Origin of the sequence: Pseudomonas sp. YuFO8 (assembly GCF_035065025.1) — a bacterium.
GTDB classification, from domain to species: domain Bacteria; phylum Pseudomonadota; class Gammaproteobacteria; order Pseudomonadales; family Pseudomonadaceae; genus Aquipseudomonas; species Aquipseudomonas putida_AE.
The window spans coordinates 35,595-53,255 of sequence record NZ_JAXDEQ010000044.1 but is presented as its reverse complement, the minus strand read 5'-3'; the positions used below and the strand labels follow the sequence as shown (position 1 = coordinate 53,255).

Below are 17,661 nucleotides of genomic sequence, written 5' to 3'. Positions count from 1 at the left end.
GAAGGCTGCGATCTTTTGATTTTCAAGATCAAAAGATCGCAGCCTTCGGCAGCTCCTACAGAGGGAAGTCCACGCAATGTTCAGGGCTGTCCCCCCATATTAAAACCCCTCCCCCCTTGAACCTTGTCCCAACACGCCAGTCTTAGACGGGCATTTTCCCTCCCCCCAATCGTCGTCATCTCATCAGAGCTGTCCGCACCATGCGCCCATCCGCCCTCGCCTTGCGCTTCACTTCGCTGTGCCTGTTGACCTCGCTGCCCCTGATCACCACCCCTGCCCAAGCCGGTGCGGAGCGTCAGCTGGTGGAAGCCATCAACGATTATCGAGCCCACCCCGAAGACTGCGCACGGCGTCCCGCCCAACGCCTGTCGCCGCTGGCCCTGAAGTCAAGCCTGGCCTTGCCGATCGGCTACGGCGGCGGTTTGCGTGACCGCTTGAAAGCTTCCGGGTACCAGGCCGTGACGGTGCGATCCATCCGCGTGGTGGGTGCGCAGGATGCCGACGAGGCCTTTGAGATGCTGCAGGGTGACCATTGCGCCGCCTTGCTGGACAACCAGTACGCCGACATCGGCGTCACTCGCAGTCGTAGCGAGTGGCAAGTGGTGCTGGCGCGGCCGGTGCTGGACAGTCAGGTGAGCGATCCGCGCAGTGTCGGCAAGACCTTGCTCGCGCAGGTCAATGCCGCCCGTGCCAAACCGCGCCTGTGCGGGCGCCAGCGCTTCGCCGCCGCGCGGCCATTGGCCTGGAACGCCAGTCTCGGCGCGGCGGCGCAAGGGCACAGCAAAGCCATGGCCTACGGTAATTACTTCTCCCACCGGGACCCCGATGGCGACACCGCTGCCGACCGCGCGCGAGCCGCCGGTTTCCGTGGGCGGCAGATCGGCGAAAACATCGCAGCCGGCCAAGGCTCACCGAACAAGGCCATGGCCGGTTGGCTGGCAAGTCCCGGGCATTGCGCCAACCTGATGAACCCGATGTTCACTCAGGTCGGTGCGGCTTATGCGATGGATGCGCGCAGTGACCAGGGGGTCTACTGGACGATGATGTTTGGCGCGCAATGAGCGGCATTTCATCGAACGGTTATTTGACCAGCCTGGTTTCCCTGGACGGCCGATAACCGAAGTAGGCGCTGTAGCACTTGCTGAAGTGGCTGGGTGAAACGAAACCGCAGGCCACCGAGACTTCCACGATGGTCAGCGTGGTGTGCTGCAGCAATCGCCGCGCTTCGGTGATGCGCAAATCCATGTAGTAGCGCTGGGGCGTGGTGCCCAACTGCTCCTTGAACAGGCGCTCGATCTGCCGGCGCGACCGACCGGCATACAGACAAAGCGCCTCCATCTCCAGCGGCTCTTCCAGGTTGGCGTCCATCAGGTTGACCACCTCCCTCAACGGACCACTGACGGAGACATTCAAGGTGGGCTTGATGCGCCGGTAGCGCGACGCTTCAAACGCCAGGATGTCTTCGATACCGTCAGTCAGCGCCTTGTCATGCAAGCCCTTGATCCATTCCAGGGCCATGTAGAAGGAACCCGTCGGGCTGGACGCCGTCAGGCGGTCGCGATCCACCACGTAGGCTTCGCTGGTGACCTGGCTGAGCCTGGCGATTTCCGCCAGCGCCGGACGATGCTCCGGGTGAATGGCGCAGCGATAGCCGTCGAGCAAACCGGCCTGGCCGAGAAACCAGGCGCCATTCCAGATCCCGGCCAGCGTCACGCCCTGCTCGGCCGCGCCTTGCAAGAGGCCGGTCAGCCCGTCGTCGGCCTTGAGCGCCGTGCGGTAGCCACCGCAGACAACCAACAGATCCAGCGATTGAATTTCGACCGGGTCAAGGCGCGCATCGGGTCGAATCACCAGGCCCAGGTCGCTGATGACTTCGCCTTCGCTCAGCCCGAAGGTTTTCGTCGAAAACAGCTCGGGCCGCAGCAGGTTGGCGGTGACGATGGTGTCGAGCGCCTGGGTGAAGGCCGGCAGCGAAAAATGTTCCAGCAGCAGGAAGCCGGCCCTGGCCCGAACGGACTGGCCTTCGTGGTCATTGAGGTAACGAAGGTTCTTGCCCTTCATGGCACCGCTGAACTGACGTCGCTCTACCAACGTTCGCCTCGCCTGGTCGTGTTGAACAAGATGTGAATGGCCGCATTGATAACCGTCTCTCGCGACAGCTATCAATGCGCGCTCTGTTTACGCCAGTTGAAGCTCCGGAGCAAGCGGGTCTGTTCGCGCACAAAAGATCATGAAGGCCGGCGCACCACCCTCACCCGCCCGCTGTTGCCACCGCCACAGAAAAACCGCTCGCCTCCGTCGGACTCCAGCCCCGATACGCCGATGCCGGCCGGCAGACTGAGGCTTTCCAGCACTTCGCCAGTGCTCGAGTCGACGCGCCGCAATTCGCCCTCTTCGCCTTCCCAGGTGCCGTGCCACAGGGCGCCCTCGACCCAGGTCACACCCGTGACAAATCGGTTGGATTGCAGGGTGCGCAGGACTTTCCCGGTTTCGGGGTCGATCTGATGAATTTTCCGTTCGCGGTACTGGCCCACCCACAGCGAGCCTTCGGCCCAGGTCAGGCCCGAGTCGTTGCCACCGCCGGGGGCCGGAATGGTGGAGAGGATTTCGCCAGTGCTCGGGTCGACTTTCTGGATGCGGTCCTCGGCGATCTGAAACAGGTGCGTGCCATCGAATGCCGTGCCGGCATGGCCGGCGACATCGAGCGAGCGCAGCAGGTGGCCACTGTCGGGGTCCAGGGCGTGGAGCTTGTCGGTGGTTGCAAACCACACCTGCTCACCGTCCCAGGTAACGCCGTGCACGGCATCGACATCGGCAAAGGGGCCATATTCACGCAGGATTTCGGCGGCTGACTGTTTCATTTCGGTGTTCCTCCAAAGGGGTAGGTGGAATCATCCTAGCCACCGGGTAGCGGGACCGGGAGTAACAAGGTCGTCGCGAAACCGGGCACCGGCGGGGTCAGCCAGCGCCGGGCCCGTCCCTGTCCGAACGACTGCACCTTGCCCTCGGCTGCCAGCGATTCGAGCGAGCGCTGCACTGCGCGCTGGCTGCTGCCCAACGCCAGGGCCAGGGCCGAACTCGACCAGGATTCGCCGTCGCCCAGCAAGGCGAACACCGCGGCGTACTTGTCTTCCACCGGTGGGGCGAGCAGCACCACCTCGGGTGAAACCTGCGCCACCAGGATAAAACCACGACGGGTCGCATGGATACCGGCCAGGGGTTTGAGCGCGGCACGCAAGCGGCCGATTTCGACCCGCAAGCGGGCGCGATGGGATTCATCGCTGAGTTTCAGGCGAAACGCCTTGGCAATGAGGACTTCCCTGGGCACATCGGATGGCCAGGCTTCGGCCAGTGTTCGTGCGAGGGTGAAAAGGATCGGGCGCTTCGATAAAGCGACCGACATGCCCGACCCACGTACCACGTTTCGACAGGCATCCACCACCAGTGAGGTCGAGGCCAGCAACGCTTCCACTTCGTCGAGCAACACCGGTCGCCCCGTGCCGTGACTGATCAGGCGTGCAGCGGGACTGTCGAGCAGGTGCTGCGCGCTTTCGACTTCCGCCGACAGCGCGGGAATGCCCGCCTGTTGTGCGGCCAGTTCTGCCCTGGCCAAGGCAGCCCGCGCCGCCTGGGCCTGGAGATGGCGCATGGCGATCCCCGCCGCCACCAGTTCATGGGTGGCCCGCAAAGGCGGTGGCAAGGTGGCCGGGGCAAGCTGCGCAAGTTGCTCCTGGGCCTGATCCAGCTGGCCGATCAGCAACAGGCGGCGGATCTGCAGATAGCGCGCATGGGCCGCGTTCACCCGATCATCGTGAGCCTCAAGAGTGAGCCGCGCCGCCTCGAGGGCCTTGACCGGCCAGCCGAGGTCCCGTGATGCCAGTGCGATCTCGGCCTCGGCGACCACACAGCGCGACCGCGCCAACGCCTCATGCGGCCCGAACGCCCACGCCGCCCGGCGTACCAGCGCCTTGGCCCGCGCCAGATCGCCCAGTTGCGCCATGGCGATTCCGCGCAGCGCCAGCGCCGGCGCATCGTCGCGCAGCGCCACCCGGTCCAGCGCACCCAGCGGATCCCCCGCCGCCAGCGCCTGCGCTGCCGCGTTGATCATCGAGTCCATTGCAATCCTGCCACGCGTGTCACTCCTGTCGAGATAGCCCTCCTGATGAGTCTATATCACGACCAGGCCAGCGTATCCGGCACGCACACCACGCCGTCAAACAGCAGGCGAGCCGTGCGCATCAAGCCACACCCGACCAACACTCCGTCCTGCAGTCGCAGCTCAACGCTGAATTCCCCCGTGGGATGCTCGACCTGCAGGCGCTTCACCTCGCCCTCGTCGACCCGGGCGATACCCGCCGCCACACTGCCCTCGATCAGGCAGGCAACCGCCACGCTGACCGCGCCGAACACGCCGATGCTGGTGTGGCAGCGATGGGGAATAAAGGTGCGGGTGCTCAGTGCCCCGCCGGCCTGTGGCGGCGCAATCAGGCACATCTTCGGCACGTTGCGCTGGGCCACCTCGCCCAGGTTCATCCGCGGGCCGACCTGCAAGCGGATCGATTCGAGCCGGGCCTTCAACGCGCTGTCGGCATCGAGTTGCCCGGGGCTTTCATCGCCGCGCAGGCCGAGGTCGGCGGCGCGGATCAGCACCACCGGCATGCCGTTGTCGACGCAGGTGACCTCGATGCCGTCGAACACATCGACCACGTGGGCGGTGGGCAATAACGATCCGCAGCTGGAACCGGCGACATCCTCGAATTCGACGATCAGCGGCGCGCCGCCACCGGGCACCCCGTCGATCCGCGCTTCACCGCTATAGTTGACGGCGCCATGGGGCGTGGGCACATGGGCCACCGCGATCTGTCCGGTGTTTTCCATGAAAATGCGCACCGGTGTCACATCACTCCGGGCGGCCACCAGCCCGCGCTCGATGGCGAACGGCCCGACGCCGGCGAGGATGTTGCCGCAGTTCTGCCCGTAATCGACGCGCGGCTCATCGACCAGCACCTGGGCGAACAGGTAATCCACGTCGGCATCATCGCGCGCCGAGGGCTGGATGATCGCCACCTTGCTGGTCAGCGAGTCGCCGCCACCGATGCCGTCGATCTGCCGCGCATCCGGCGAACCCATGGCCGCCAACAGCGCGCGGTCGCGTAGCGCCGACTGCTCGGGCAAGTCGCCGGCGAGGAAATAAGCCCCCTTGGACGTCCCCCCGCGCATCAACAGGCAAGGAATGCGTATCTGGCCCATGCTCAGTCTCCGAGTTCGTCGAGGCTGTCGACGTAGCGCAGGCCCTTCTCCGCCAGGCGTGCGCGCATGTTGTAGATGTCCAGCCCCAGCTCGCCATTGGCCAGGCGCTGGGCCTTGTGCTCTTCCAGGTCGGCGCGGGCACGGCTGGCCTCGACCACTTGCGCGACTTCGGCGCGACGCACGATGACCACGCCATCGTCATCGGCCACCACCACATCCCCCGGGTTGACCAGCTGACCGCCACACACCAGCGGCAGGTTGACCGAGCCGAGGGTCTCCTTGATCGTGCCCTGGGCATTGATGGCGCGGGACCAGACCGCAAAGCCCATCTCGCGCAAGGTGTGGGTGTCGCGCACCCCGGCATCGATCACCAGGGCACGCACGCCGTGGGCCTTGAGCGAGGTCGCCAGCAGGTCGCCGAAGTAACCGTCGGTGCACGGCGAGCTGGGAGCAACCACCAGGATATCCCCTGGCCGGCACTGCTCCACCGCCACATGGAACATCCAGTTATCGCCCGGCGCGACCAGCACCGTCACCGCCGAACCGCTGATCACGGTGCCGCGCTGAATGGGGCTGATCGAAGACGCCAGCAGGCCTTTGCGCCCCTGCGCTTCATGAATGGTCGCGACGCCGTAGCGTTGCAGCTCATCGACCAGCGCGCGCTCGGCCCGGGCGATATTGCGCACGACGATGCCGGTTTTTCCGATCAACCCGCTCATGCCAGGTTCTCCGTCACGCGCGGGAAAATGCTTTGATAGCCTTCGCCATAGATGATGTCGCGGCTGGAGGTGATTCCGACATTGCGCTTGGCTTGCACGCCGCGCTGCAGAGCGACGCGGGTGTAGTACTCCCACAGGTGTTCCTGGCCGGCCATGCACTGGATGGCGGCGTATTTCTTGTCCCAGACCTGGGTGATATCCAGCAACACGTCGGGGCGCCATTCGCATTGCTCGGGCTGGTGCGGTTCGAAGCTGTAGACCGGTGGCGCGCCGACGATTTTCTCGCCCGGCTTGTAGCCTTCGGCCTGGGCGATGATGCGCGCCTCCTGGGTCAGGTTCATGGCCAGCGGGTGATCGTAGTTGTAGGGGTCTTTGCTTGAGTGACTGAGGACGAATTCCGGTTGCACCCGGCGAATTACATCGGAGAGTCGGAACAGGGTGTCCTTGTCCGCGCGCATCGGGTAGTCGCCGATGTCGAAGAACTCGACGCTGGCACCGAGGATATCGGCGGCGGCCTGGGCTTCTTCGCGGCGCGCGCTTTTGACTTTGTCTTCGCTCATCTCGCCCTTGCGCCACAGCTTGGCGGACTCGCCGCGCTCGCCGAACGACAGGCAGACGATGTGCACGTTGTAGCCCTGTTGCGCATGCAGGGCGATGGCGCCGCCGGCGCGCCAGACGAAATCGGCAGAGTGAGCGCTGACCACCAGCGCGTTTTTCGGTGCGTTTTTCGGTGAATCGATCATTGCGGATACTCCTTCTGCGTGTCGAAAGAGCATCGCATCGGCACCTTCCAGCGGGTAATGCGTTGCGCTGTTGCAGGTATGCGTTTTATTTATTGCCACTGGTACAGGGCGGCGGCATAGTCCGCTGCAGAGAGCGAACTTCCGAGCAAAAGCCCCATGGAATCCACTGAACTGCCCAGCCTCATGCACGTACGCGCCTTCGTCCGGGTGGCCGACCACGGCAGCGTTTCCAAGGCCTCTGTGGCGCTGTATCGAGCGCAATCGGTGGTGACCCGATCGATTGCCGAGCTGGAAACCCGCCTCGCCGTGCCGCTGTTCGAACGCCACGCCAACGGTATGCGTTTGACCGATGATGGCGAACGCCTTCTGCCCCGTGCACGACGCGTACTCGCCGAGCTGGAAAGCGTGCCGCGGCTGTTGGGTGGTGGGGAAAAACGCGCGGTCGAGCCGCTTTACCTGTTCCAGGCCCGACGCCTGCAGGTGTTCATCAAACTCTGTGAAACGCGCCATATGCAGACGGTCGCCAGCCTGCTCGGCCTGAGTCAGCCGGCGATCAGTTCGACCATCAAGGTCATGGAAAGTGGCTGCGGCCAGCCGCTCTTCGAACGTACGCCACGGGGCTTGCAGCCCACTCCCGCGAGCCACGAAATCCTCTTCCCGATCCGCCGGGCACTGAACGAGTTGCGCCACATCGAGACCGACATCACCGCCCTTCGCGGCACCCTGCAAGGGGTGGTGCAGGTCGGCGCCCTGCCCCTTGGCCGCACGCGCATCCTGCCCGAGGCCATCGTGCGCCTGGTGGCCGAGCACCCGGCTATCCAGGTGATCACCAATGAAAGCCCGTTCGATCTGCTGGCGACGGAGTTGCGCGCCGGCGATGTCGATTTCATTTTCGGCGCCTTGCGTTCAGAGGCTTACGCCAGCGACCTGACCGGCGAGGCGTTGCTCACCGAAGACATGGTGGTGCTGGCCCGGCGTGATCATCCGCTCTATGCGAAAACCGTCCTGCACCACGAGCTGGGCAGCGCCCGATGGGTGCTGCCCCGCGCCGGATCGCCGGCCCGGCAGATGCTCGACGAGTGTTTCGCCCGTTTCGGCATCGCGCCGCCCCGGCCGGTGGTGGAAAGCGCCGACATGGCGATCATCCGCGGCCTATTGCTGCGCTCGGACATGCTCGCGGCGGTGTCCGCGCATCAACTGGAACAGGAAATCGCCTCCGGCGAGCTGTGCATCCTGCCAGTGGAATTGAAACAGACCACCCGGGCGATCGGCCTGACGTATCGCCATGGATGCCTGCACACGCCAGTGGCTCAAGCCCTGATGAAGATGATTCGCCGGGTGATTCGCGAACAGGCGGCGATTTCCGTGTGAACCATACACCGCTTTCGCGAGCAGGCTCGCTCCCACAGGGGATCTGCAGCGAACACAGATCTTGTGCATGACACCGATCAAAATGTGGGAGCGGGCTTGCTCGCGAAGACGGCCGACCCGTTGACAGAAATGTCGCCTGACCCACCGCTTTCGCGAGCAAGCCCGGTCCCACAGGGGATCTGCAGCGAACACAGATCTTGTGCATGACACCGATCAAAATGTGGGAGTGAGCCTGCTCGCGATAACGGCCGACCCGTTGACAGAGATGTCGCCTGACCCACCGCTTTCGCGAGCAAGCTTGCTCCTACAAGGGATCTCCAGTGCACACAGATCTTGTGCATGACACCGATCGAAATGTGGGAGCGGGCCTGCTCGCGAAGACGGCCGACCCGTTGACAGAGATGTCACCTGACCCACCGCTTTCGCGAGCAAGCTTGCTCCTACAAGGGATCTCCAGTGCACACAGATCATGTGCATGACACCGATCAAAATGTGGGAGTGAGCCTGCTCGCGATAACGGCCGACCCGTTGATAGAGATGTCGCCTGACCCACCGCTTTCGCGAGCAAGCTTGCTCCTACAAGGGATCTCCAGTGCACACAGATCTTGTGCATGACACCGATCAAAATGTGGGAGCGGGCTTGCTCGCGAAGACGGCCGACCCGTTGATAGAGATGTCGCCTGACTCACAGCCATCGCGAGCAAGCTCGCTCCTACAGATCAGCGCGGGGCCTTGCCCGCCACCGAGTACAGCACCTGCTGATTGCGGGTTTTCATGAACTCGTCCAGACTCTGGCCGCGCATGGCGGCGTACACCTGCAGGTTGGGAATGCCGAGCACCGCGGCGAGCTTTTCGAGCACGAAGAAGATCGCCCCGTACTGGATCAACCCGCGCCAGTCACGGCGGCGCAGCAGCTCGCGTTCCTCTTCGCTCAAGCCGCCTTCCTCGAACAGCGCCTCGGGCGTGTCGAGAAAACGCTGGCGCCATTGCGGCTCGATCATGCGGTGCAGGAACTTGTTCAGCCGATAGCCCTTGGCGCTGCGCTCCAGGGTGAACGGATAGGTGCCCTCGAGCTTTTCGATGCCGGCCAACTGGTGCTGCATGTGCTGCAAGTGACGCGCGTTGACCTCGGCGGGCACCGGCCGGTCCTGGTTTTCCAGCAACAGGGTGGCGATGCCGGTCATCGACGGCAGGTAGTAGTCCTGATGCAGGTTCTTCACCGTGGCCGACAAGGCGCCGCGCATGATCAGCCAGGTGATCACCTCCGAGCCTTCCATGCCGCCCAGGGTGGCGTACTCGGCGTGGGTCATTTCGGTCAGGCGCACCGGGTCGTTGACCAGCAGATCGATGAACTGCTCGTCCCACTGCGGATTGTTGAAACCACAACGCTCGCCATGCACCTGGTGGGACACGCCGCCGGTGGCGACAATCGCCACCTTCAAGTCTTCGGGATAGCTTTCGATCGCCCGGCGCAGCGCCTGCCCCAGCTTGTAGCAACGAAACGCGGTGGGGATCGGGAATTGCAATACGCCCACCTGCAGCGGCACGATTTCCACCGGCCATTCAGGCTCGCAGGGCAATAGCGCCGACATCGGCGAAAAGAAGCCATGATCCAGCGGTTTGTCGCGGAAGAAACTCATGTCGAATTCATCGGCCATCAGGCTCTGGCCAATGTGCCGCGACAGCGCCGCATGCCCGCCAACCGCCGGCAACGAACGTGGGTTGCCACCTTCGTCAGCAACCTCGTAACGCTCATCGACGCCCAGGGAGAACGCGCCGTAATGGTCGAAGAAAAACGACGTCACGTGGTCGTTGAAGATGTAGAACAACACGTCCGGCCGTTGCTCCTTCAACCATACCTTGATCGGTTCGAAGCCTTCGAAGATCGGCGCCCAGGCCGCCTCATGCTGTTTGTCGTGATCGACTGCGAAGCCGATGGTAGGAGTGTGGGATACGGCGAGACCACCGATGATGCGTGCCATGACGAGTTCCTGTGTTCGAAGATAATTATTGCGCCAGAACAGCCTGGCTGACACGACGCCGTGCATGACCATTGGCCAGGATCGCCAGCGCGGCGATGAAGGCCGGCACGCTCAACAGGGTGAACAGCAGCGGCAGGCCCAACCCGAGGCTGAGCACCGCACCACCGATGAGAGAGCCGAAGATAGCGCCGAAACGACCGATGCCCAGCATCCAGCTCACCCCCGTGGCGCGGAAATCCGTTGGGTAGTAACCGGGCGCAAAGGCGTTGAGACCGGTCTGCGCACCGCTCATGCAGAAGCCTGCCGCGACGACGCCGAATGCCAAAAGGCTCGACTCCAGGCTGAAAGCCCCCAGCAGCAAGATGAACGCGCCGCCCAATGCATAGGAGGTCGCAATGACGGCGTTGGGATTACGTCGGTCCATGGCCCAACCGACCAGGATCGCGCCGACCGTGCCGCCGATCTGGAACAGGCCGGTGATGGTCGCTGCGCGTTCGATGGACAGGCCACCTTCGCGCAACAGCGTCGGCATCCAGCCCATGGTCAGGTAGATCACCAGCAGCCCCATGAAGTAGGTCATCCACAGTGCCAGCGTGCCGAAGCGGTAACCCTCGCTGAACAACATGCGCACCGGCGCCTTATGCTGGACCTGGGGCTCGCTGATGGTGAATGTCGTGGCCGCCGAAAAACGCCCGCCCAACTTGTTCAACACCTTGGCGATCTGACTGGCCGGGGCATTCCGTGCCGCGAGGAAACGCGGCGACTCGGGCAACAGCAGCCAGAGGAACGGCAGCAGCACCAGCGGCAGGATGCCGCCAGCGAGCAATACCGATTGCCAACCGTGGTGCGGGATCAACCAGGCCGCGAGAAAACCGCCCAGCCCCGAACCCATGTTGAAACCGGTGAACATGAGGGTGATGAACAGCGAGCGATTACGCTCCGGCAGGTATTCGGAAAGCAGCGTGGTGGTATTGGGCATTGCGGCGCCCAGCGCGACCCCGGTCAGCAACCGCAGGATTGCCAATTCGTAGGGGTTGCGCGCAAAGGCACAGGCCAGGCTCAGCACGCTGAAACCCGTCACGGCAATCAACAGCACTTTCTTGCGTCCCAGGCGGTCGGCATAAGGGCCGGCTGTCAAGGCGCCAATGGCCAGGCCGACCATGCCGGCGCTCATCACCGGGCCAAAGGCCGCCTTGGAAAGACCCCAGTCCTGGATCAGCGAAGGCGCGATGAAACCCATCACCGCGACATCAAAACCATCGAACAGCACAATGAAGAAACACAGGCTCATGATCAGCCACTGGTACCCGGCAACCGGTCGGTTGTCGATCCACGCTTTGATATCGACCGTGTCGTGACTCATGCTTATCACCTTCTTGTTTTTATAGAAATTCCGACTGGCGTGGCAGCGGCGACAGGCCCATCAGCCATCCGCCAGCCAAACCCTGGGTGACTCTAAAGGCGCACGGGCCTGCCCCGCCTCTGGGAAATCCTTAAGCGGGTATCGGTTTTTCTTATCGGGTGATTTTCGAGGTGATGTCTACAATGAGCGTGAATCGACAAACAGGGGTACTTCATCCTCAAACTGCAAGGTTGTCAGGAGTAACGACATGAACACCTACCGGCCCATGAACTGCGATCTGCATGACTATCTGGAGATCGCCTGCCTGCGCGGTTATCGACTGGACATCGAGTTGCACGATGGCTCACGCCTGGTCGCCACGGCGTTGACCACGCGAACCTCCAGCGACAAGGAAGAGTTTCTGCGCCTTGAAACGGCTGATGGACAGCAGGAGGTTCGCCTGGACCACCTGCTGGCCATTACGCCACTGGATGCGAATGCACAGTTTGGCCGGGTGGTATTTTCCGATGCCTCCTGCACATTCTGAGGCCTGTGTCAGACCAGCGACATGCCGCCGTCCACGTGCAATTCGATGCCGTTGACGAATGCACTGTCGCTGGACGCCAGGTACAGCGCCGCTTGTGCCAGCTCATGGGCCTCGCCCAGGCGACCTGCCGGAATCATGTCCGCCATCATTTGCACAAACCCCGGGCGATGTTCTTCGGTGACGCCCAGTTTGCCAATGATCGCCGTATCCACCGGGCCTGGGCTCAACACGTTGACGCGGATGCGCCGCGCGCGCAGCTCCAGCGCCCAGTTGCGCGCGAATGCCGCGATGGCCGCTTTGGAACCGGCATACACCGCATGCCCGTCGAGCACTTTGCTCGCCGCCAGGGAGCTGGTCAGAATGATGCTGCCACCGTCGCGCAGCAACGGCGTGATCGCCTGCACCCCGAAGAACACGCCACGGGTGTTGATGTTGAACTGCGCGTCGTATTCTTGCGGCGTGACCTGCTGCGATGGCGTCAGGGTGATGACCCCGGCATTGGCCACGTAGACATCCAGCGCACCGAAGCGCGCCCGCACCTGTTCGGCCACCTCGCCATGGTGTTCGAGGCTGGCGACATCGCCCTTGATGCCGATGGCGCCATGGCCGATCTGGCGTATCGCCTCATCGAGTATCTCCTGGCGGCGCCCCGTGATGATCACCTGCGCCCCCTCTTTGGCGAACAGACACGCCGCGGCCAGACCAATGCCGCTGTTGCCGCCGGTGATCACCGCGACCTTTTACCTTGTAGACGTTGCATCTGCTGACTCCACTTGTTGAAGGAGCGCAGTATTATGTCGCGCGCATCCCCGCCAACCAGTCCAGCACCAGGCACATCTGTTGTGCTGCGGAGTCACAAGATGTCCAACCTGTTGAACCAGTCGGCCAGCCTGATCGCCTTCGTCCGCGCGGTAGAAGCCGGCTCGTTCAGCGCCGCCGCGCGCAATGCCGCCACCACGCCCTCGGCCATCTCCAAAAGCATTGCCCGGCTGGAAACCGAACTCAACGCCAAGCTGTTTCGCCGCTCCACGCGCATGCTCGGCCTGACCCCCGAGGGCCAGGCATTTTTCGAGCGGGTCGCGCCGCTGCTGCGCGCCATCGACGACAGCGCCGATGCGCTGCGTCACACCGGCGGCGCCCGCGGTCACCTGCGGGTGAGCATGCCCAGCGACCTGGGACGCCTGTTGCTGCCGAGGATCCACTCGGTGTTTCTCTGCGACCACCCGGATGTGGAGCTGGACCTGACCTTGCTCGATCACCATGTGGACGTGATTCGCGAAGCCTACGACGTGATTTTTCGCGTCGGCAGCCTCCTCGACAGCGACTTGAAAAGCCGTACCCTGGCCCAGCTCGACATGGCCCTGGTCGCCTCCCCGGTGTTCCTCGGCGAATGGGGCACCCCGACCTCCATCGAGGCACTGCGTGCCATGCCCTTCGTGCGCTATCAATTCAATGGCCGAACCCTGCCGATCGTCTTTGCCGACGGTGAAACCCTGGTCCCCCGCGGTCGCATTGGCCTGGACTCGGGGTTTGGCCTGCGCGGCGCCGCGCTCGGCGGCATGGGCGTGGCCTACCTGATGAAATGCACGGTGCAACAAGACCTGGATTCAGGCGCCTTGGTACAAGTGCTGGCCGACCACCCCCTGCCATCGCTGGCGATTCATTCGCTGCACGCCTTTGGGACGCTGACCCCGATCCGGATCAGACTGTTCGCCGATTTTGTGCAGCAGGAAGTGCAGCGGTTGGGCGGCCAGTAAAGCCGGGGCCCTGTGCTAGTCTCCTTCGTCTAACCTGCGCTGACGCGTTTGCATGATCCGCTTCCCCTGGTGATGGAGTTCGACATGAAAAACACCGCTTCCTGGCTGACGATTACCCTCGTAAGTCTTGTGCTTTGCGCCTGCGCCGCCGTCGATGCTGGAAGTGGTGGCGCCGGCGAGATGGAAATCCGCTCGGGGAAAATCGAGCAGATCACCATGACGCAGATGCAGACCAACCATGACAGCGGCGTCGGCGCCATTCTTGGCGGACTCGCGGGCGTGGGTATCGGCAGCCTGATCGGTTCGGGCACCGGGCGCGATGTAGCCATGGTCGCCGGCGCCCTCGCCGGTGCGGCGGGCGGCAACTACGCCGAGAAGAAAAAGTATGATCAACCGCAGCAAGCCCAGCAGATTATCGTGCGCACCAAAAGCGGCGTGCTGGTGTCGGTGACCCAGCCGATCAATGCCGCTCTGAGCAAAGGCCAGAGTGTCTATATCGAAGGCACCGGCAATGAAGCCCGGGTAGTGCCGCAGGGCTGATCATCACCCCGCCGTCGAGCACCGATAGTTAAAAGCCCCGGGCCTCAACAGCCCGGGGCTTTTTATTGAACGCGAATTGAATCAGACCGTTCGTCGTCCAGAGATGAAAATACCCCTTGACGCTAATCAGCTTCTGGAGGACTATCGATTACATCGGATGCGATCTAAACGTATACGATACTAATCGAACCTGACCGCCCCCTTGAGGATTCACCCCATGAGCAAGATCGAAAAAGTCCTGGCCACCGGCAAGACACACACCAGCCTGAGCAACGCCGGCAACACCTTGCGCGGTCATAACGGCAACCTCGACATCGAACTGTCTACCCCAGGCGCTGCCCAGCCCGCCCATGTTTTCGCCGCCACCCAGCCGCACCCGAGAGCCGAGCAACTGTTCGCCGGGGCCTGGTCGGCCTGCTACACCGCCGCCGTCGGCCTGGTGGCTGCAGAGCGCAACATCGCGCTGCCGGCGGACCTGGCCGTCGACATCGAAGTGGACCTGGGCCAGACTGGTCCGGCCTATTTCCTTCAGGCCCGACTGACCCTGCGCGTGCCGGGGCTGGCACAGGACGTCGCGACGGAACTGGCGCACATCGCCGATTCCATCTGCCCCTACTCCAAGGCGACACGCGGCAATATCGACGTTGCCCTGAGCGTTATTACGGTCTAATTTCATGTCGCATGCGATCAAAGCGTATGCGAACAACATATCGGTAAACCTGAGGAAATCATCATGAGCAAGATCGAAAAAGTCCTGGCCAGCGGCAAGACCCACACCACCCTGAGCAGCGCCGGCACCACCTCGCGCGGCCATAACGGCAACCTCGACATCGAACTGTCGTCCCCCGGCAGCGCCACTCCAGCGCACGTGCTGACCGGTGTGCAACCGCACCCGAAAGCCGAGCAGCTGTTCGCCGGGGCTTGGTCGGCCTGCTACATCGCAGCGGTGGGCCTGGCCGCCCAACAGGCGAAGGTGACCCTGCCGGCCGATACGGCCGTGGACATCGAAGTTGACCTGGGCCAGACCGGCGCCGCCTACTTCCTCCAGGCCCGCCTGACCCTGCGGGTGCCGGGCCTGTCACAGGAAGTCGCGACCGAGCTGGCCCACAATGCCGATGCGATCTGCCCCTACTCCAAGGCCACCCGTGGCAACATTGACGTCGCCATCAACGTCCAGACCGCGTAACCCATGGCACGGCCGGTTCCCGGGGGGACCGGCCAGGCGGCCGCAGGGTTAGTGCTCTTCCGACACCATCGCATACGATGTACAGTCTCAGTCTGCAGCCTGCCCAAAGAGACCCCCCATGAAAAGCACCGACAAGACGTCCGCCCTGGATCTCAAGCTCTCCGACTTCCTGTGTTTTGCGGTCTATTCCACCAACCTCGCGTTCGGCAAGGCCTACAAGCCGATGCTCGAACGGCTCGGCCTGACCTACACCCAATACATCACCCTGGTGGTGCTGTGGGAACAGGACAACCAGACCGTCGGCAGCCTCGGGGAAAAGCTGTTCCTGGAATCCAACACCCTTACCCCGATCCTGAAAAAGCTCGAGGCGATGGGTTACCTGCTGCGCCAGCGCGACCCGGAAGATGAACGCCAGGTGCGCATCAGCCTGACCGAGACCGGTCGCCAACTACGCACCGAACTGACCGAAGACGGCTTTCCGCAAACGGGCCTCGATCCCGACGATTTCGCACAGATGCAGCAGGCGATCGTGGCGTTGCGCAACAATCTGATCCGCACGACCAATGCCGATAAATAATCTCTGAAGCTGTAAAACCGGTCCCCCCACAGCGGTTGCCCGGAAAGTCCCGATTGCGGTGGCTCGTCGCTCAAAGGTAGTATTGAGAACGATTCACACTAACATCTGGAAAATCCACCGGTGCAACCTCCTTCGACCAGCAAGCTGAGCTACTTTTTCAGCGATCATCACCGTTGGCTGCTGCAGCATATCCAGCGACGGCTGCGCAATCATGCGGACGCCGAGGACACTGCCGCCGATACGTTTTGCCAGATGCTGATGGCCCGGGTCGATCCCGACAGCATCGAACAACCCCGCGCCTACCTCTCGACCATCGCCCGACGGCTCATTTTCGATCGGCATCGCCGGCGCAAGCTGGAGTTGGCGTATCTCGAACGCCTGTCCACCCTGCCCGAGATGCTCGCCCCGTCCCCCGAAGAACAGCTGCAGCTGATCGAAGCCCTGGTCGCCATCGACCGGGCGCTGGATGGCCTGCCGACGGTGGTCAAGGCCACCTTCCTCTACAGCCAGCTGGACGGCATGAGCTATGTGGCAATCGCCCAAAAGCTGGGCCTGTCGGAGCGCACGGTCAGCCGCTATATGAAGCAGGCATTGCGCCAGTGCTACCTGAGCGAGATGGCGACATGAAAACAGAGCGCCTGGACCCTGTCAGCGAGCAGGCCATCGACTGGATGGTGCGCCTGCGCGCCGGTACCCCCACGCCCGCCTTGCAGGCACGTTTCGATGCCTGGCTGGCCAAGGACCCGGCGCACGCCCAGGCCTGGGCCAGATTGCAGGAGCGCCTGGGCGGTTCCTTCAACACCCTGCGCGCCCTGGATCGACGCTTGCCGGGGCACACCGAGCATGCCCGCCAGGTGCTCTTGCAACCGCAGGCATCGCGGCGTGATGCGCTGCGGGTAATCGCAGGTTTAGGCCTGCTCGGTGGCGGTTTGTGGCTGGGTGCGCGCAGCCCGCTGGGCGACAGCCTGTTCGCCGACCTGTCCACTGGACGGGGGCATCGCGAGGATTTCAACCTGGCCGACGGCAGCCGCCTGAGCCTCAACGCCGACAGCGCGGTGGACCTGCAATTCGACGGCCAGCAAAGGCTGGTCATCCTGCGCCACGGCGAACTGGTGATTCAAGTCGCGCCCGATCCGCACCGTCCGTTGCGCGTGCGCACCGCCCAGGGTGAGGTGCGCGCGTTGGGTACGCGTTTCCTGGTCGCCCAGGAGCAGGACGCCAGTCGTGTGGTGGTGCTGGAGCACTCCGTCCAAGCCACGCTCCTCAATGGCACCCGACGTGACCTGCAGGAGGGAGAATCCGCCCTGCTCTACGCGCGGCACATCGAACCGGTTTCTGGCGATCAGCGTTATCGCGCCGACTGGCTCGGCGGGCGCCTCAATGTGCTGGACGAGCCCCTGGAAAACGTCGTGGATGCGCTGCGCCCCTACAGTCGCGGTTTTGTTCGCCTGGCCCCTGAAGTGCGTAACTTGCGGGTCCAGGGCGTGTTCCCGCTCAACGACCCTGCGCGCACCTTCGCGGCGCTGGCGGAAACCCTGCCGATCCGGGTCGATCACTACAGTCCGTGGCTGACGTTGATTCGCGCAAAACCGGCCAAAGAATAATTTTTTTTGCAAATCACTCTTATTCGTGTCCGGTTTTCATTTC

At 63.3% G+C, this 17,661-nt stretch carries 19 protein-coding genes; 10 read left to right on the top strand and 9 right to left on the bottom strand.

Annotated elements, in window-relative coordinates; translation table 11 throughout:
* The first annotated feature begins 200 nt into the window (after nucleotides 1-200).
* Nucleotides 201-1,061, top strand: coding sequence for a CAP domain-containing protein (locus SOP95_RS26930; RefSeq protein WP_323608911.1), 861 nt, complete (start codon nucleotides 201-203; stop codon nucleotides 1,059-1,061).
* Between the two features lie 19 nt (nucleotides 1,062-1,080).
* Here SOP95_RS26930 and SOP95_RS26925 read toward each other — a convergent pair whose 3' ends face one another.
* From SOP95_RS26925 to galB, 6 genes are all read right to left on the bottom strand, one after another.
* Nucleotides 1,081-2,091 (bottom strand): GlxA family transcriptional regulator, encoded by a 1,011-nt coding sequence (locus SOP95_RS26925; protein ID WP_274077940.1) that lies wholly within the window; start codon nucleotides 2,089-2,091, stop codon nucleotides 1,081-1,083.
* A 137-nt stretch (nucleotides 2,092-2,228) separates the two neighbouring features.
* Nucleotides 2,229-2,861, bottom strand: a complete 633-nt coding sequence (locus tag SOP95_RS26920) for a Vgb family protein (protein WP_323608910.1) — start codon at nucleotides 2,859-2,861, stop codon at nucleotides 2,229-2,231.
* A gap of 35 nt (nucleotides 2,862-2,896) precedes the next feature.
* The gene (locus SOP95_RS26915; protein WP_323608909.1) at nucleotides 2,897-4,117 is read right to left on the bottom strand and encodes a helix-turn-helix domain-containing protein; all 1,221 of its coding nucleotides are present in this window, start codon (nucleotides 4,115-4,117) and stop codon (nucleotides 2,897-2,899) included.
* Between the two features lie 56 nt (nucleotides 4,118-4,173).
* The gene (locus SOP95_RS26910; RefSeq protein WP_323608908.1) at nucleotides 4,174-5,250 is read right to left on the bottom strand and encodes a 4-oxalomesaconate tautomerase; all 1,077 of its coding nucleotides are present in this window, start codon (nucleotides 5,248-5,250) and stop codon (nucleotides 4,174-4,176) included.
* A gap of 2 nt (nucleotides 5,251-5,252) precedes the next feature.
* Entirely contained in the window at nucleotides 5,253-5,969 is a 717-nt protein-coding gene (locus SOP95_RS26905; protein ID WP_323608907.1) for a 4-carboxy-4-hydroxy-2-oxoadipate aldolase/oxaloacetate decarboxylase, read from the bottom strand.
* Nucleotides 5,966-6,712, bottom strand: coding sequence for a 4-oxalmesaconate hydratase (gene galB, locus SOP95_RS26900; RefSeq protein WP_323608906.1), 747 nt, complete (start codon nucleotides 6,710-6,712; stop codon nucleotides 5,966-5,968). Before galB ends, SOP95_RS26905 begins: the two co-directional genes overlap by 4 nt.
* A gap of 156 nt (nucleotides 6,713-6,868) precedes the next feature.
* Between galB and SOP95_RS26895 the strand changes: the two genes are divergently transcribed.
* Nucleotides 6,869-8,083, top strand: coding sequence for a LysR family transcriptional regulator (locus SOP95_RS26895; protein ID WP_323608905.1), 1,215 nt, complete (start codon nucleotides 6,869-6,871; stop codon nucleotides 8,081-8,083).
* A 719-nt stretch (nucleotides 8,084-8,802) separates the two neighbouring features.
* On the opposite strand, the gene SOP95_RS26890 is transcribed toward SOP95_RS26895, so the two are convergent.
* Nucleotides 8,803-10,065 carry a gallate dioxygenase gene (locus SOP95_RS26890; protein ID WP_323608903.1) on the bottom strand — a complete coding sequence of 421 codons (1,263 nt, stop codon included), beginning with the start codon at nucleotides 10,063-10,065 and terminating at the stop codon, nucleotides 8,803-8,805.
* A 25-nt stretch (nucleotides 10,066-10,090) separates the two neighbouring features.
* Entirely contained in the window at nucleotides 10,091-11,428 is a 1,338-nt protein-coding gene (locus tag SOP95_RS26885; RefSeq protein ID WP_323608902.1) for an MFS transporter, read from the bottom strand.
* A 247-nt stretch (nucleotides 11,429-11,675) separates the two neighbouring features.
* On the opposite strand from SOP95_RS26885, the gene SOP95_RS26880 reads away from it, so the two are divergent.
* Complete coding sequence (locus SOP95_RS26880) at nucleotides 11,676-11,954, top strand: Rho-binding antiterminator (protein ID WP_274078064.1); 279 nt, start codon at nucleotides 11,676-11,678, stop codon at nucleotides 11,952-11,954.
* A gap of 8 nt (nucleotides 11,955-11,962) precedes the next feature.
* On the opposite strand, the gene SOP95_RS26875 is transcribed toward SOP95_RS26880, so the two are convergent.
* Complete coding sequence (locus SOP95_RS26875) at nucleotides 11,963-12,685, bottom strand: SDR family oxidoreductase (protein WP_323608901.1); 723 nt, start codon at nucleotides 12,683-12,685, stop codon at nucleotides 11,963-11,965.
* Nucleotides 12,686-12,814: 129 nt separating this feature from the next.
* On the opposite strand from SOP95_RS26875, the gene SOP95_RS26870 reads away from it, so the two are divergent.
* The 7 genes from SOP95_RS26870 (at nucleotide 12,815) to SOP95_RS26840 (ending at nucleotide 17,618) form a co-directional block, all read left to right on the top strand.
* Nucleotides 12,815-13,711, top strand: coding sequence for a LysR family transcriptional regulator (locus tag SOP95_RS26870; protein ID WP_323608900.1), 897 nt, complete (start codon nucleotides 12,815-12,817; stop codon nucleotides 13,709-13,711).
* A gap of 84 nt (nucleotides 13,712-13,795) precedes the next feature.
* A complete protein-coding gene (locus SOP95_RS26865) occupies nucleotides 13,796-14,251 on the top strand; it encodes a glycine zipper 2TM domain-containing protein (RefSeq protein ID WP_323608898.1) in 456 nt (151 codons plus the stop codon).
* Nucleotides 14,252-14,468: 217 nt separating this feature from the next.
* A complete protein-coding gene (locus tag SOP95_RS26860; protein WP_323608897.1) occupies nucleotides 14,469-14,921 on the top strand; it encodes an Ohr family peroxiredoxin in 453 nt (150 codons plus the stop codon).
* Nucleotides 14,922-14,984: 63 nt separating this feature from the next.
* The gene (locus SOP95_RS26855) at nucleotides 14,985-15,437 is read left to right on the top strand and encodes an Ohr family peroxiredoxin (RefSeq protein WP_274078059.1); all 453 of its coding nucleotides are present in this window, start codon (nucleotides 14,985-14,987) and stop codon (nucleotides 15,435-15,437) included.
* Between the two features lie 118 nt (nucleotides 15,438-15,555).
* Nucleotides 15,556-16,014, top strand: a complete 459-nt coding sequence (locus SOP95_RS26850; protein ID WP_323608896.1) for a MarR family winged helix-turn-helix transcriptional regulator — start codon at nucleotides 15,556-15,558, stop codon at nucleotides 16,012-16,014.
* Between the two features lie 120 nt (nucleotides 16,015-16,134).
* Nucleotides 16,135-16,641, top strand: a complete 507-nt coding sequence (locus tag SOP95_RS26845) for a sigma-70 family RNA polymerase sigma factor (RefSeq protein ID WP_274078057.1) — start codon at nucleotides 16,135-16,137, stop codon at nucleotides 16,639-16,641.
* A complete protein-coding gene (locus SOP95_RS26840; RefSeq protein WP_323608895.1) occupies nucleotides 16,638-17,618 on the top strand; it encodes a FecR family protein in 981 nt (326 codons plus the stop codon). The genes SOP95_RS26845 and SOP95_RS26840 overlap by 4 nt, the downstream gene beginning before the upstream one ends.
* The last annotated feature ends 43 nt before the right edge of the window (nucleotides 17,619-17,661 follow it).